This window comes from Nostoc sp. PA-18-2419 (assembly GCF_005869855.1).
In the GTDB taxonomy this organism is placed as follows: Bacteria; Cyanobacteriota; Cyanobacteriia; order Cyanobacteriales; family Nostocaceae; genus Nostoc.
Genome location: NZ_SZNH01000002.1, coordinates 441,602 through 456,435, shown reverse-complemented (window position 1 = coordinate 456,435; position 14,834 = coordinate 441,602). Strand labels below are relative to the sequence as shown.

Here is a 14,834-nt window from a genome sequence, read left to right as displayed (position 1 = left end):
AGATTTCTTGACCTCGCGTTATCCTATGAAAAAGATAAAACTGTTGCGATCGTTGGGGAGGTTTTTCCTACTTCGGGAATCCTAAAAACTAAATCATCCCGTAGATACACAGGCAAGAACCCTGCCTTCTTAAAAATATGGGAATTTAGGAAATCTCTTAAAAATCAGGACTCGCTAGTTATCTGCTCACTCAAGACTCAGGACTTTCTATGTTAGCAGGCACAATTTTGCAGGATGGAAAATATACCCTAATCCAAGAAATAGGGCGTGGTGGTTTTGGCATTACCTTCAAAGCTAAGCATCACTACTTGGGTCAGGAGGTGGTGATGAAAACCATCAATGAACGGCTGCGACAACATCCTGATTTTGCTAAGTTTGAGCGCCAGTTCCAAGATGAAGCCAGACGACTAGCTACTTGTATCCACCCAAATATAGTCCGAGTTAGTGATTTTTTTGTGGAAGCTGGGCTACCTTACATGGTGATGGAATACATTCCTGGCGATACTTTGGGCGACGCTTTTGTATTACCAGGAATACCTCTGCCAGAGGCGACAGCAATTCATTACATCCAACAAATTGGGGCAGCGTTGCAAGTAGTACATAACAACGGTTTGCTGCACCGAGATGTGAAACCAGATAATATTATCCTGCGCCAAGGAACACAAGAAGTAATACTGATTGATTTTGGCATTGCCAGGGAATTTAATGGCGGTGTCAGGCAGACTCATACGGGTTTAGTTTCTGAAGGTTATTCTCCCATCGAGCAGTACCTCACCCAAGCAGCGCGTACACCTGCCACCGATGTTTATGGTTTAGCAGCAACCTTGTATGCACTGTTAACAGCTCAAGTTCCCATGCCAGCATTATTGCGCGATCGCGAGCAAATGCCATCCCCCCGCGAACTCCAACCACATTTGAGTGCTGCTGTCAACCAAGCAGTAATGCGCGGGATGGCGGTGGAATCTCGCTTTCGTCCGGCGACTGTTGCCGAGTGGCTGCAATTACTCCAAGGAAATCGAGTCAATGGCACACCCCATGCCTTAACGACTCACGCAGTGCAAACTGTTAATTTATCTGCCCAACATGGAGAAACTCTGATTAACAAAGTTGCCCAAAAAGCGATGCCTGAAGGCAAGGCTACCGCCAACGCCAACAAAAATTCACACGCTCAAAAACAGCCTTCATCTAAAATAATCCTTGGTATCGGTGTCGCTGTAGTTGCCGCTACAGCAGGTTTTGGCATCACTAGCATCTTACCTAAATCTCAGCCGCAGCCAACCGCCAAGCCACTTTTTCAACAGCCTACTCAAGAACCAGCTGCCAAAGTACCTAACTTAGAGAGTGCATCTTCACCATCAACTCCACAGACTAACAGCACCTCAAAAACTGAATCTCCACCTGCCTCTAATTTCAGGCAGCGTCGGTATAATCGTCGTTCTTTCCAAGAAGAATCTAAAAATCCAACAAAAGAATCACAACCTGGTAATTCCCAACAATCAGCACCTTCGCCTAGCGTTTCACCCACACCCTCGCTAGTTGAAAAACTACGGGCAGTTCGGTCATCTCGTAATGCTTCCCCCGCAGCATTGCCAGATAATAATTTACCAACTTCTAATCAAAATTCTGCTTCTCCTAAATCTGTAACTCCTGCAAATCCTGTGGTTATACCACCACTACCACCGGAATCTAAACAGTTAGATCCTTCTGCTGTAGTAGTACCAACGCTGGAAAAGCAAAATTCACCGACTGAGAGTCAAACACAAAACGATAACAAGTCTCAAAAAGAGATCCGAGATTAAAATAATTCCTAATTAAGAGGATATTTGTGAAATATCAGATTGTATTAAACTGTGTCTAACCTAATACTCACATTAAAAGCAAAACTGATCGCAATCTAAATAGATACTCTGACCTTTACTGTTGATTTCTGTTTATGTTTTCCTAAAAATATTTTGCTTGTACCCCAGACGCCTAGAGCTACTATTCCTAATGTAAAGGATGGTTCAGGAATAGAGTCAACTCGGCGAAACTCTATCGGCGTAGCAAAAAGCAAATTACCATTAGCGGCAAAAATCTTGTCTAAAGAGTCAATGTCATTTTCTGAGACAACTACACTAGAAATCACCTTACCACCAGAACTTGTGGGACAGCCATTAGGCGAGTTATTTCCAATGTAGTCGCCCGCATTCCAAAAAATTTCTAAATTGCAGCTTGTTGTTAAAACGTTGCTAGAGTCAAGAGTATGTTCAGACTCAGGTCGATTACATAATCCAACAGGTGAATAGTTTGCATTAAAAGCACGAACACTAAGATTCACTGCTGAATTTTCTTGGCTGAAAGAATAAAGACGGAAACGATTAATACTTTTTTGTTCGAGATAAATATTTTCTGTTCCAGTTACAGGCTCAGCATTAGTCAATTCCACACTACAAGTTGACAGAGTAATAAGCGGAACAGAAGGGTTAGTTGCCACTTGCTGGGAATTATCGAACAAACCAGTAAACCACTGTGCTACTTGCTTGACCTGTATCTCAAGTGGTGGCGGACTGGCCGCAGTAGCGCGAGTTGCTTGGGCAAATGTCAAGGCTGAAAATAAAGCTGTCAGAGTATATACTTTCACAAGATTCATAAATTAATACAACCTCTAAAATTTCAAAGTATTTTATCTTACTCTTGCTGTAATTTGTACCAATGTTGTTTTATAAAATACTAGCTTCCTATACTTCTAAGGCGTATATTTATTTTTTATTGACTTAGAAGCGAAATTAGTGCTGTAGCTAAAAAAAATGATCGCAGCAACCAACCATAGAAAAAATGCTGCATCTTCATATTATGAATTGACGTTGATAACTACTTTACCGAAGTGAGCTCCACTTTTGAGGTAATGATAAGCTTCCCGTGCTTCAGTAAATGGGAAAACTCTATCGATAATCGGTTTGATTTGATGCTGTTGTATTGTCTGATTCATTGCCTCAAACATTTCCCGACTGCCAACATAAATCCCTTGAACTGTTAAACTTTTAAAAAGTATTGGCATCGGGTCAATTTCGTTTCCTCTGCCAGACAAGACGCCAATCAAACTCACACGTCCCCCAATGCGGACTGCTTGTAGCGATTTTGGTAAAGTTCCTGCACCGCCTACCTCAACCACATGATCTACACCTGTGCGATTAGTTAATTGGTAAACTTGCTTTTCCCAATCTGGTGTTGTTTTGTAATTGATTGTGTCAGCACCAAGCTGTTTTACTCGTGCCAACTTTTCATCGCTACTAGAAGTGACAAATGCTCTAGCACCATGTATCTTGGCAAACTGGAGAGCAAAAATTGAAACTCCCCCAGTACCGAGTAATAAAACACTATTACCTGTGCCAATATTGCCTTTTGTCACTAAACCATGCCAAGCGGTAACTGCTGCACAAGGCAAGGTTGCAGCTTCAGCATAAGAGAGATGGTCTGGTAAAATTACCAAACCATCTTGGTGTAATACAACATACTCAGCCAACATTCCATCGATACCGCCTCCGAGATCGGATTTCATTTTCTCTTTGGTTAAAGAGCCATAAATCCAATCTTGGAAGAAAGTAGCAGCGACGCGATCGCCTACTTTCACCCGTGTCACACCTTCCCCTACCGCCACAACTTCCCCTGCACCGTCAGACATAGGAATTAAGGGATATTTCTGTCCAGCACCGTAGGCTCCTTCAACCACGAGTAAATCACGGTAATTTAGAGATGTGGCTTTGACTTGAATCAGAACTTGACCGACTGCGGGTTTTGGTTCGGGGCGATCGACTAATGCCAGAGCATCAATACCAGCGTTGCTTTGAATTTCGTAAGCTTTCATTGGCGGACTTCCTTAATAGAAACGTTCATCTGCTCAATAACAGCTTACATTACAGCAATTTTCAGAGCGTTAAACCATAGTACACTGTATTACAATTGTGTTACTCTATATCAGCAGATTTTTGTGTAGTTACGGTTTACAACCGCCCTTTTATTAGTTATCAGTGAACAGTTATAAGATAAATTTTGATAACTGTTCGCTGATTGAATCCTAGAGAGAGTCTCTCAACTGCTCTACCTTTTCTAAGAGTGGCTGATGTTCAATTTTCTCTGCTAACTCTTGGGCGTTTTCATAGCACAATCGCGCCATTTTTTTGCGTTTGGTTGTCGCGTAAAGGCTTCCCATATTCAGCAAAGTAGAAATTTCTCCGAGAAAATCACCCTGTTGTTGATAAATAGCAATAGCTTGTTTGTAGAACTTCATTGCTTGGCGATGCTGGGCGATGATACTGTGGGTAAAACCAATGTTGTGCAGGGTTGTTGCCAGTCCGGAGCGATCGCCAATGGCTCGACGTGTCAAAAGAACTTGATGATAGAGCAACAGCGCTTGTTTGGGTTGTCCTAAATCACTATAAACTGAAGCAATATTATTCAAGGTGGTTGCTTCACCAACTAAATTCTTAAGAGCTCGTTGAATCGGCAGTGCTGCTTGGAAAAATTCTAAAGCTTGATGGAATTTGCCTAAAACACTATAGGCAAACCCAATACCATTTAGGGTTGTTGCTTCACCAGAAAAGTCACCTAGCAATCGACGTACTGTCAAAATTTGGTTTTGTAGCAACAGTGCGCGTTTAGGTTCTCCTAATCGGGTGTAAATCAGGGCTACATCATTGAGAATAGAGACTTCTCCTTCAGCATCTTGCAATTGCCTGAAGATCACAAGTGCTTTGTTAAAATACTCTAAGGCTTGCAAAAAGCGTCCAAGACGGCTGTAGGTAGAACCTAGATTGCTTAGTGCAGTTGCTTGTGCCGATGCGTTACCAATTTCAATAGCAACACAAAGCGCTTGTTGAAACCGCTCTAATGCCCTTTGAGGTTGCCAGCAACCCAGATAAGCTAAACCAAGGTCGTTCAATGTGTAACCTTCCCTAACTCGGTCTGGAATTGCTCTTGCTAACTGTAAATTCTGAGTCACAAGATCGAGATACTCTTGAAATTTTCCCCGTTGGTAATAACGGTTTGCTTGATCGCGGCGTTGTTCCCACTCTTTGACTGGATTTAAAGGTTGCGTCATCTGACCTCAGTTGCACTCTGCGAGATATAGGTAAGATATTTTTTGGGAATGAACTCCTCTTAGTTTTCCCAAATTTGAGTTAACCTATATCTTCTACCTTTAGATATAAGACGTAAAGAGAGAAGTATGGTACCTTTTCATACTTCAGCCTATACCGATGAAGCGATTAATACAAATACCTTACTAAGGATGCATGGTTATGGGTCTTGACAAAGATTTATATTTCAAATCAGGCGATCGCTATTTTCAACTCAACCTTTGCCGCAACCACAATAACAGTGACAAGATTACTGGTTAGAATGCGATCGCTAAAATAGCAACTGTTTTAAGATTGCAAAGCGATAGAGAACTTCGACTTGTGAGCTATCTGGTAAAAAATTTAGCCCACGATCATCAATTAATTTAAGAGTAGGTTTTTCTACTACAGCCCAGACACCAAAATCGTGCTGTTGCCAGTGTGCAATAAAAAATTGTAATATTTTCTGGGTTACTTCTTTGACCTAATCTTTAGGTATTGGTTCTCTAGGTGAATACTTCATAACTGCTGGGTTGCTTAAAATACGAGCAAGTTCATCCAATTCTTGAGGAGTATATGGTCTTAGTAGTAGTCTGGCGGTTTCTACCTCAAGCATGATATTCGACTAGGAAAGCAATAGCTACTTCAAAGGCAAACATTAAAAACATTAATATAATGCTCTTATTATGAGCATCTACCAATCTCTGAAAAAATCTTATACACAACGCGGTCAGGGTGAAAATGACTGGCGGCTATTTTTGCGTCTAGTGCCTTATGCCCGTCGCAGTGGGGGACTGTTGGCACTGTCTACGATCCTACTCGTGCCGATCGCCATCTCTAATGCCGTACAACCACTATTAATCGGACAAGTTGTTTCCTTGATTCGCCATGAATCGAGTACTTACGAATTCTTAAGCAGTCGCCCCTTCTCCCAAGCGCTAAATATTTTAGAAGGGTTACTAGTGATTACGATCATCATCCGCTTGTTTTTGACAGGCTACCAGGGTTATCTCGTACAGAAATTAGGGCAACAAATCACCACAGCAATTCGCCAGGATTTATTCCATCATGTGACATCTCTAGCGGTACGTTTTTTTGATCGGACGCCCGTAGGTAAATTAATTACCAGAATCACCAGTGATGTAGAAGTATTAGGCGATGTCTTTTCTACTGGGGCAATCGGTATCGTCTCCGATTTTTTTTCCATGCTGATAGTTGTGGTTTTAATGTTTTCTAGTCAATGGGAACTTGCTTGTTTGTTACTATTGATGCTGTTCCCGATTACCTGGGTAATCGTTTACTTGCAGAAACAGTATCGGATAGCCAATTATAAAGGGCGGGAAGAACTTTCTATACTCAATTCACACCTGCAAGAAAATGTCCTTGGTATTAATGTAGTGCAGTTGTTTCGCAGAGAAAAATTTAATGCCGAATTGTTTCGTGCTACCAACACTCGCTACACTCAGCAAGTAGATAAAAATATCTTTTATGATGCAGCTGTTTCCGCAACATTGGAATGGATTGGACTGATTGCGATCGCAGGTGTTTTATGGTTGGGTGGTTGGATGCTTTTAGAAGACGCCTTGACTTTTGGGACTTTTTCTGCATTTATTTTATATGCCCAGCGATTATTTGACCCATTAAGGAATTTTGCGGAAAAATTTACGGTAATTCAAGCTGGTTTCACTGCCATTGAACGCGTAAGCGATATATTAGACGAACCGATAGAAATACGCGATCGGACTAATGTACGCTACTCAATTCTTGATGCAAAATTCGGATACATAGACGAGATAGTTGCAAATCTAGAATCTCCAGATATCGATTCCCCACCTGAACTAGGTGAAATTCGCTTTGAACACGTCTGGTTTGCTTATAAAAACGATGATTACGTAATTAAAGATTTAGATTTTACCATTCATCCTGGTGAAAAAGTGGCATTAGTCGGCCCCACAGGTGCGGGTAAAACTTCTATCATTCGGCTTTTGTGTCGCCTCTACGAACCTACCCAAGGACGCATTCTCATAGATGGTATAGATATTAAAGACGTACCACAGGCAGAACTGCGACGTTACATGGCAGTAATTTTACAAGAAGGTTTTTTGTTTGCTGGCAATGTTAAAAGCAATATTTCTTTAGGAGATGGCTATACATTTGAACAGATCCAACAAGCAGCAGAGAAAACCAATATTGCCCAGTTTATAGAACAGTTACCAGAAAGTTACGATACTCAACTTCGAGAAAGAGGCACAAATATTTCTAGTGGACAAAAGCAACTTTTAGCCTTTGCCCGGGCTGCCATTCGTAATCCTCAAATTTTAGTATTAGATGAAGCCACTGCTAGTTTAGATGTGGGCACAGAAGCTTTAATTCAAGAAGCATTAGACCAGCTTTTGCTCAAACGCACTGCCATTATTATTGCCCACCGTTTGTCTACAATTCGCAATGTAGACCGAATTTTTGTTTTGAAGCGTGGCGAATTAATCGAACAAGGAAGTCACGAACAATTACTGCAACAAGGTGGACTTTATGCCACTTTACATAACTTGCAAATGTTGGGAACATAAGCAAAGATAGCAAAAAATAAATACTGAGTACAAAAATAACTAAAAAATTCGTAATTCGTAACGAAAGTCATAGCCCCTTAATTCATTGATGGAGATTAAAAAACAGCCAGCCTTTTTTTAAGCCCCCAACTTCAATCGTAGGGTAAGGGAATGACAAATAAAAAAATATCCCAGTGTTCACACTCAACACTTATCAGTCATCAACTTCAGATACAGACAAATTATTTCCAGGATGATTAGTGACAGTTGACAAATAAGATTAATGTCCAAGAAATTGATATGCTAAAAGCCGAGACTAGCAATTATTCAAACCATGCCTGCGCCCACTATCAACCCTACTATTACTGCTTTTCCCTTGACTGCTGTAGTCGGTCAAGAAGCGATTAAATTAGCCTTGCTGTTAGCAGCAGTCGATCCGGGGTTGGGGGGAGTGGCGATCGCAGGCCGTCGTGGTACGGCAAAATCTGTGATGGCTCGTGCTATCCACGCGCTAGTACCACCCATTGAAGTTGTTAAAAGTTCTATCAGTAATTGCGACCCCAATCATCCAGAGGAATGGGACGATAGACTTTTGATAGAGTATACAGGAGACATTCAAGATGTCCCCACCGAAATAATTGCTGCTCCATTTATCCAAATTCCTTTGGGCGTAACAGAAGACCGACTTCTCGGCTCTGTGGATGTAGAACAGTCGGTAAAGCAAGGTGATACAATCTTTCAACCCGGTTTACTTGCTAGTGCCAATCGCGGCGTCCTGTATGTAGATGAAATCAATTTATTAGATGACCAAATATCAAATCAGCTACTAACAGTATTATCTGAGGGACGCAACCAAATTGAGCGCGAGGGAATTAGTTTTCAGCATCCTTGCAAAGCGTTGTTTATTGCCACCTACAACCCAGAAGAAGGAGCATTAAGGGAACATTTATTAGATAGAATTGCGATCGCTCTTTCTGCTGACGGCGTACTCGGCTTAGATCAAAGAGTAGCAGCAGTAGAGGTGGCGATCGCCTACTCTCAATCTCCCCAACAGTTTCTTGGGCAGTATAGCGAAGACTTAGACGCCCTAAAAACCCAAATTATCTTGGCGCGAGAATGGCTCAAGGATGTCTGCATTACTCAGGAGCAAATCGCTTACCTGGTAAATGAAGCAATTCGCGGCCAAGTTCAAGGACATCGCGCCGAGTTATTTGCTGTGCGAGTTGCCAAGGCGGCTGCGGCTTTGGAAGGACGTACAACAGTCAATGCCGAAGATTTGCGCCATGCTGTAGAACTGGTGATTGTACCACGGGCAACAGTCGTGCAGACGCCGCCACCAGAACAACCACCGCCACCACCGCCACCTCCACCTCAAAATCAAGAAGAACCAAACGAGTCAGAACAGGAAGAACAAGAAGAACAGGAAGAAAATCAACAGCAAGAACCCCCCAGTATCCCGGAAGAGTTCATCTTCGATCCAGAAGGGGTAATTTTGGATGACACGGTGCTTTATTTTACTCAAATGGCAAAGCGTCAGGGAAAATCTGGTAGTCGCAGTGTCATCTTTTCTGAAGACCGGGGACGTTACATTAAGCCAATGTTGCCTAAAGGGAAAACACGACGCATTGCAGTAGATGCGACCCTCAGAGCGGCTGCCCCGTACCAAAAAGCACGCAGAGTGCGACACCCAGATAGAAAAGTAATTGTCGAACAGGGTGACATTCGCTCGAAACGCTTGGTACGTAAAGCTGGAGCGTTAGTTGTATTTGTGGTAGATGCTTCTGGTTCAATGGCCTTAAATCGGATGCAGTCAGCGAAAGGGGCAGTAATGCAACTTTTGACAGAAGCTTATCAAAACCGCGACCAAGTGGCCTTAATTCCCTTCCGAGGAGAACAGGCCGAAGTCTTATTGCCACCAACACGTTCGATTGCCTTGGCACGTAACCGCTTGGAAAGATTACCTTGTGGTGGCGGTTCACCCTTAGCGCATGGTTTAACCCAAGCTGTGCGCGTCGGCTTAAATGCTCAAATGAGTGGAGATATTGGGCAAGTAGTGCTTGTAGCGATCACTGATGGGCGGGGTAATATTCCTTTAGCACGTTCTTTAGGCGAACAGCTAGAACCAGGAGAAAAACCAGATATCAAAGGAGAATTGGTAGAAATTGCGGCGAGAATTCGCACTTTGGGGATGCAACTATTAGTAATTGATACGGAAAGTAAATTTGTTTCCACTGGTTTTGCTAAGGAATTAGCCCAAACAGCAGCAGGTAAGTATTATCATTTACCCAAAGCGACAGATCGAGCTATTGCTGCCATGACTAAAGGTGCGATCGCCGATTTAAAATCTCGATAATTAGTCATTTGTCATTTGTTCAGTTGCTTTTCTATTAATTAACTGACCATTGACTAATGACTACGATCCAGTGGGCATAACTTGTGGTTGTAAATAACAAATTAAATCTTGAATTCCCTTTTGCAGATAGCGTGTTACTGTCATCGGACTAGTACCAATATTCTTAGCAGCATCCTTGCGAGAAAGCTCCTTCAAAAATACCATTTCAACTGCCATCCGGGGTTTTTCTTCTAACATATTGATTGCCCCTTGGAGTTGTTGCCGTTCTTCATCTAGTTGTTGTTGAGCAGTAGAACGAGGACAAGGAAGTGCTTCACCTAAGGTGATTTGGCAATCAACATAGTTAACTGCGGTCGCATCTAAACTTAAAGGCAAACGGTTTTGAGCAGCTAACTTGGTTTCTTGCCATTCTTGCAGAGATACCCGGAGTTCTTTGGCAATTTCAGCATCTTTCACAGGACGACCCAAAGACACTGATAATTCTTTACGAATCTTTTGTCCTTCGTTATACAGTTCTTGCCAACGACGAGGAATTTTTAATAGAGTACTGCGATCGCGCAAAAAGTGCAGCATTTCACCACGAATATATGGCACAGCAAAAGAACTAAAAGCATATCCTTGACTGGGGTCAAAGCGCTCTATTGCTCTAATTAAACCAAAATAACCAATTTGTTCTAAATCTTCATAAGGTTCATTACATTGATGGCTGAATTTATGAGCCATCTTCCGCACTAAGCCAGTATGTAACTGTACAAGTTTATTACGAAGTTTAATAGATGGATTCTGGTGGTACAAGTGTAATAATTCTATACCATCAGTTCGTAGAGAGGACTCACTTGCTGCCATATAAATTCCTTTGTTGTAACTCCTATTTCTGAGAAAATGGAGCTGCGTATATCTTCTTCAAAGCTGTCATTATTTTCCTTAGCCAATGCTGAATAAGCCATCGTCGTTTCACTGAACTTATCAGGGGTCGCACTCCATAATTCAGTATTTGTACGCATGATTTTGCTACTTTCTCTCTTGCAGTTGATTTTTATTTGCCAGGTAACAAACAAATGGCGGATAATCTTTAGCTTTTGCACAAAAACTAGCTATTTATGCTGAAAAATGCATTACTGAATCTAATAGCCATCTGTCATACTGAATGCAACATGGCTCGGTACTTAATTAATCGCAAAACAGACTCGGCAATATTATCTCTTAGCACATACCGTCATTAATAAAGGTCAAAAATCCAAATTGGTAGTTAGGTTGAGGAACAAAAGCCAAGCTACAAAAAATAGAATTTGACTCATTTTTATGGGGATTTATACTTAGTTAGGTATTGAGGGACATTTGTATTTAATATTGGTAAGATAGAAACTTTGGAAACTTAGTGGAAATATAGAAACAGGTTATTGATATGCAAGTTTAATGGGTGTCAGACTTCTGCTAAACAGGAGGGTGAACAATGAAAATCACCAAACATCAGCAGAAAATTCTTGATCCACTTCAGAAATGGTTTAACATCCATAAACAGCGGCCAACTTTGGAGGAGTTGTGTCTAGAACTCAGAATGCAACCGCGTCAAAAAGCAACAGTTCAGCGTTGGTTGCAGACTATGCGCGGCATCGACGTTGAATGGGATGACCATAGCGCCCGCAGTCTTTGCCTCCTTCAATCTGAATCGGACACCCTGCATGGCGTTGGTTTAGTCCAGTCTGCCCACTTTTAGCTTTAATGCAATCAGAAGAGAAGTGGGAATTTGGCATGAACCTTGTCACAAGCTTTATCAAAAAGTTCCTGTAGCTGAAAATGATGATTCTGATGATGAAGACTTGCAAGAAAGCGATTATAAACAATACACTTGTCCCTTTTATTACAAATGTCCACGTCACCATTTAGAACATGATATTGCTACAGCCTTAGTCTGGATTTTCACTCCTGCTAGTTTCATTCATACTCGTGTGCCCCGCCAAGGGTTTGAACAAGACTTGACCTTTGCTGAGGCAGTTTATCGAGAATGCAAGTATCTCTTTGTTGACGAAGCTGATCGCGTGCAGATTCAGTTTGATGAAGAGTTTGCCCCTGATGAAGTCTTAGTTGGTGCTTCTGGAAACTCATTTTTAAATATACTCGAACTGAATCTTGGCACGATTTATAATTCTGAACGCGGTGATATGGCAGGCGATCGCTTTCTTGCATGGACAAGCGCACATTACCACACTCAAAATGCAACTAACTGTATCTATCACTTACTCCTCACCCACTCTAAACTGGTTGCGTGGTTAGGGTCACTTCTCTAATGATGACGGTATTGCTACCCTCCAGCGTGATAATGCTCCCGCTCATCTTCATGGTATTCCTCGGAGTGAAATTCGGAATTTACAACATTTACCCGCTCAAGATTCTAATTTTTAACAACAATGCTGCCATTGAGATTTTGCAACCGATTAAATCCTTGGCTGTTAACCCCAAAGATTGGTAAGAATAGGAATAAGCAAAACGTTTTCCTAAAAAACAGTATTTCAATATGAGCAATACCAGTAATTTTCGTGAAGCTATCCGTGAGGCTAAATCTCACGCCCTCGTTGGCCCAAACGTGATTGCCAACGCCCTCCCCTACGTCGGTGGTGGACTAGTGCTAACGGCATTAGGAACCTACGGCGGTTTGGGAATTATCCGTACTAACCCGGAAATATTTTTTCCTACCTTTATTGGTGCGGTGATTTTGGAGTTAATTTTGTTTTTTGTTGCCCAAAATGTTGCTCAAAAAGGTAATAAAGGTCTTGCACTACCTTTGTTGGCAACCTACAGCCTCTTGTCTGGATATACCCTAAGTGGTTTGGTGTATGTCGCCTTGAGATCCCAAGGTGTTGGTATTCAAGGGATTGGGTTGGCTGCCCTTGGTTGTGGCGTCACCTTTATTGCTGCTCGTCAAATTGGTTCAAATCTCTCTGAACAAGACGGCATGGCTTTGACGAAAACCATCAATCTTGGTGTCATTGCCTTGGTGGTTGCGTGTTTAGCCCAATTTGGATTTGCCATGTTTGGTGTTTACACGCCAAATTGGTTAGAAATTGCCATCTCCGGTTTGGGGGTGTTTCTGTTTGTTGGAGTTTCTGTTGTCGATTTCTACATCTTGCCCCGCACTTACAGCGATGACCAATATCTGCCGGCTGCTTTGTCGATGTACCTGACTTACATCAACTTATTTGTCTTCATCTTGCGGTTGCTAATTGCTATAAATGGCCGCGATTAATTATCTGTACGCGCTAACAAAAGCCAAGTTCTATAAAATAAAAACCGTGGTTGCTGAAATTAGACCACGGTTTTTTCATTTGTTTGCGGTGACAGATGTTTTGGATAGCGAAATCAATTTGTTTCTCAAAACCTCTATGCAATGGCAAAATCAAACCACTCCAAGCAAAGAAGCTGTCGAGAATTCTAAGTAATTTTTATAACTTATATTCAGCTATGCCTAAAGAATTTGCCTAACTACAGCTAAAATTAACAAAGATAAGTAAAATAAAGAGCAATTACCTGATCAAAAGCGCTCTATTCCTAGATTCAACAAGCACTATGGAAGTTTCAGAACTCAAACGCGAAATCGAAACGTTGTCTAGCCGCCTGGGTAAAACCCAGGACTATCTTTGACGTACCTGCACTGACAGCTAAAATTCAAGATTTAGAACAAATATCTGCTCAGCCAGAATTTTGGAACGACCAAACCCAAGCCCAACAAACACTGCAAGAACTTAATGACTTAAAAGCCCACCTCGATCAATATGAGCGGTGGCAAAGCAGTCTGGAAGATACTAAGGCAGTTGTTGAGTTGTTGGAGTTAGAAACCGATGAAGCACTATTGCAAGAAGCAGAATCCACTATCACTCTACTCAATCGTGACCTTGAGCAGTGGGAGTTACAACAGTTACTCTCTGGTTCCTATGATGCTGAAGGTGCTGTACTGACAATTAATGCTGGTGCTGGTGGCACAGATGCTCAAGACTGGGCATTTATGCTGATGCGAATGTACACTAGGTGGGCTGAAGCTCACGGCTACAAGGTGACTTTAGCTGAAGAATCAGAAGGTGATGAAGCTGGAATTAAATCTGCAACTTTAGAAATTACTGGTCGGTATGCCTACGGTTACTTGCGGTCGGAAACAGGTACACACCGCTTAGTCAGGATTTCGCCGTTTAATGCTAACGGCAAGCGACAAACTAGTTTTGCAGGGGTGGAAGTGATGCCGCAGATAGATAACTCTGTGCAGTTGGACATTCCAGAGAAAGATTTGGAAATCACTACAACTCGGTCTGGGGGTAAAGGTGGGCAGAACGTTAACAAAGTAGAAACGGCAGTACGGGTTGTTCACCTTCCCACTGGAATTGCCGTGCGTTGTACAGAAGAGCGATCACAGCTGCAAAATAAAGAAAAAGCTCTGGCTCGACTCAAAGCAAAGCTACTGGTGATTGCCCAAGAACAACGCGCTCAAGAAATTGCCCAAATTCGTGGCGATATGGTGGAAGCCTCTTGGGGTAATCAAATCCGTAACTATGTGTTTCATCCTTACCAAATGGTAAAAGATTTACGCACCAATACGGAAACAACGGGGATTACAGATGTAATGAATGGCGAACTTGATACATTCATTCAAGCTTATCTGCGCCAAGAAAATAAACTGGTGGAAAATACTCCTGCATAGTTGAGGATTAGCGATAGATACTAAGTAAAAAACTATTTAGTATCTATTTATATAAGTTCGGATTTTTTAAACCCATAGGCGCTTTGCCTTCATGCAGGATAAGGACGCGGAAGTTAGCGCACAGGAACTTAGAATATTTGTATAGCGGTTATCAG

General features: G+C 42.0%; 14 protein-coding genes. 8 read left to right on the top strand and 6 right to left on the bottom strand.

What is annotated here, in order from left to right; genetic code table 11:
• The first annotated feature begins 209 nt into the window (after positions 1-209).
• On the top strand, positions 210-1,799 hold the full coding sequence (locus tag FCR06_RS03790; RefSeq protein ID WP_138497505.1) for a serine/threonine-protein kinase: 1,590 nt from the start codon (positions 210-212) through the stop codon (positions 1,797-1,799).
• 95 nt (positions 1,800-1,894) lie between these two features.
• On the opposite strand, the gene FCR06_RS03785 is transcribed toward FCR06_RS03790, so the two are convergent.
• The 4 genes from FCR06_RS03785 to FCR06_RS33360 all read right to left on the bottom strand — a co-directional run bounded on the left by FCR06_RS03785 (position 1,895) and on the right by FCR06_RS33360 (position 5,709).
• Positions 1,895-2,629 carry a chromophore lyase CpcT/CpeT gene (locus FCR06_RS03785; protein ID WP_138497504.1) on the bottom strand — a complete coding sequence of 245 codons (735 nt, stop codon included), beginning with the start codon at positions 2,627-2,629 and terminating at the stop codon, positions 1,895-1,897.
• Positions 2,630-2,830: 201 nt separating this feature from the next.
• Positions 2,831-3,844, bottom strand: coding sequence for a zinc-dependent alcohol dehydrogenase family protein (locus tag FCR06_RS03780; protein ID WP_138497503.1), 1,014 nt, complete (start codon positions 3,842-3,844; stop codon positions 2,831-2,833).
• A gap of 210 nt (positions 3,845-4,054) precedes the next feature.
• Positions 4,055-5,077 (bottom strand): tetratricopeptide repeat protein, encoded by a 1,023-nt coding sequence (locus tag FCR06_RS03775; RefSeq protein ID WP_138497502.1) that lies wholly within the window; start codon positions 5,075-5,077, stop codon positions 4,055-4,057.
• Positions 5,078-5,577: 500 nt separating this feature from the next.
• The gene (locus tag FCR06_RS33360) at positions 5,578-5,709 is read right to left on the bottom strand and encodes a GNAT family N-acetyltransferase (protein ID WP_223280026.1); all 132 of its coding nucleotides are present in this window, start codon (positions 5,707-5,709) and stop codon (positions 5,578-5,580) included.
• 70 nt (positions 5,710-5,779) lie between these two features.
• On the opposite strand from FCR06_RS33360, the gene FCR06_RS03765 reads away from it, so the two are divergent.
• Both FCR06_RS03765 and bchD read left to right on the top strand, forming a co-directional pair.
• Entirely contained in the window at positions 5,780-7,660 is a 1,881-nt protein-coding gene (locus FCR06_RS03765; RefSeq protein ID WP_138497501.1) for an ABC transporter ATP-binding protein, read from the top strand.
• A gap of 313 nt (positions 7,661-7,973) precedes the next feature.
• Entirely contained in the window at positions 7,974-9,992 is a 2,019-nt protein-coding gene (gene bchD, locus FCR06_RS03760; RefSeq protein WP_138497500.1) for a magnesium chelatase ATPase subunit D, read from the top strand.
• A gap of 60 nt (positions 9,993-10,052) precedes the next feature.
• On the opposite strand, the gene FCR06_RS03755 is transcribed toward bchD, so the two are convergent.
• Positions 10,053-10,838, bottom strand: a complete 786-nt coding sequence (locus tag FCR06_RS03755; protein ID WP_138497499.1) for an RNA polymerase sigma factor SigF — start codon at positions 10,836-10,838, stop codon at positions 10,053-10,055.
• The gene (locus FCR06_RS03750; RefSeq protein ID WP_189523314.1) at positions 10,799-11,077 is read right to left on the bottom strand and encodes a hypothetical protein; all 279 of its coding nucleotides are present in this window, start codon (positions 11,075-11,077) and stop codon (positions 10,799-10,801) included. The genes FCR06_RS03755 and FCR06_RS03750 overlap by 40 nt, the downstream gene beginning before the upstream one ends.
• A gap of 368 nt (positions 11,078-11,445) precedes the next feature.
• Here FCR06_RS03750 and FCR06_RS03745 point away from each other — a divergent pair, with 368 nt between their 5' ends.
• The 5 genes from FCR06_RS03745 to prfB all read left to right on the top strand — a co-directional run bounded on the left by FCR06_RS03745 (position 11,446) and on the right by prfB (position 14,679).
• Entirely contained in the window at positions 11,446-11,709 is a 264-nt protein-coding gene (locus tag FCR06_RS03745) for a hypothetical protein (RefSeq protein WP_223280025.1), read from the top strand.
• A 22-nt stretch (positions 11,710-11,731) separates the two neighbouring features.
• On the top strand, positions 11,732-12,280 hold the full coding sequence (locus tag FCR06_RS03740; protein ID WP_189523313.1) for a hypothetical protein: 549 nt from the start codon (positions 11,732-11,734) through the stop codon (positions 12,278-12,280).
• Positions 12,281-12,507: 227 nt separating this feature from the next.
• Positions 12,508-13,236: a Bax inhibitor-1 family protein gene (locus FCR06_RS03735; protein ID WP_138497497.1), complete on the top strand. Its 729-nt coding sequence runs from the start codon at positions 12,508-12,510 to the stop codon at positions 13,234-13,236.
• Between the two features lie 46 nt (positions 13,237-13,282).
• Positions 13,283-13,429 (top strand): hypothetical protein, encoded by a 147-nt coding sequence (locus FCR06_RS32395; RefSeq protein WP_189523312.1) that lies wholly within the window; start codon positions 13,283-13,285, stop codon positions 13,427-13,429.
• Positions 13,430-13,556: 127 nt separating this feature from the next.
• Positions 13,557-14,679 (top strand): peptide chain release factor 2 gene (prfB, locus tag FCR06_RS03730; protein WP_138497496.1). Its coding sequence is split into 2 segments (ribosomal slippage): positions 13,557-13,628 and positions 13,630-14,679, totalling 1,122 coding nucleotides; the frame shifts between segments, so codons are not numbered across the junction.
• Positions 14,680-14,834 lie beyond the last annotated feature (155 nt).

Coding starts and splice junctions, on each gene's coding strand:
- FCR06_RS03735 (WP_138497497.1), top strand. CDS start 12,508: ATGAGCAATACCAGTAATTTTCGTGAAGCTATCCGTGAGGCTAAATCT.
- FCR06_RS03745 (WP_223280025.1), top strand. CDS start 11,446: ATGAAAATCACCAAACATCAGCAGAAAATTCTTGATCCACTTCAGAAA.
- FCR06_RS03790 (WP_138497505.1), top strand. CDS start 210: ATGTTAGCAGGCACAATTTTGCAGGATGGAAAATATACCCTAATCCAA.
- FCR06_RS03765 (WP_138497501.1), top strand. CDS start 5,780: ATGAGCATCTACCAATCTCTGAAAAAATCTTATACACAACGCGGTCAG.
- FCR06_RS03780 (WP_138497503.1), bottom strand. CDS start 3,844: ATGAAAGCTTACGAAATTCAAAGCAACGCTGGTATTGATGCTCTGGCA.
- FCR06_RS33360 (WP_223280026.1), bottom strand. CDS start 5,709: ATGCTTGAGGTAGAAACCGCCAGACTACTACTAAGACCATATACTCCT.
- FCR06_RS03775 (WP_138497502.1), bottom strand. CDS start 5,077: ATGACGCAACCTTTAAATCCAGTCAAAGAGTGGGAACAACGCCGCGAT.
- bchD (WP_138497500.1), top strand. CDS start 7,974: ATGCCTGCGCCCACTATCAACCCTACTATTACTGCTTTTCCCTTGACT.
- FCR06_RS03785 (WP_138497504.1), bottom strand. CDS start 2,629: ATGAATCTTGTGAAAGTATATACTCTGACAGCTTTATTTTCAGCCTTG.
- FCR06_RS03755 (WP_138497499.1), bottom strand. CDS start 10,838: ATGGCAGCAAGTGAGTCCTCTCTACGAACTGATGGTATAGAATTATTA.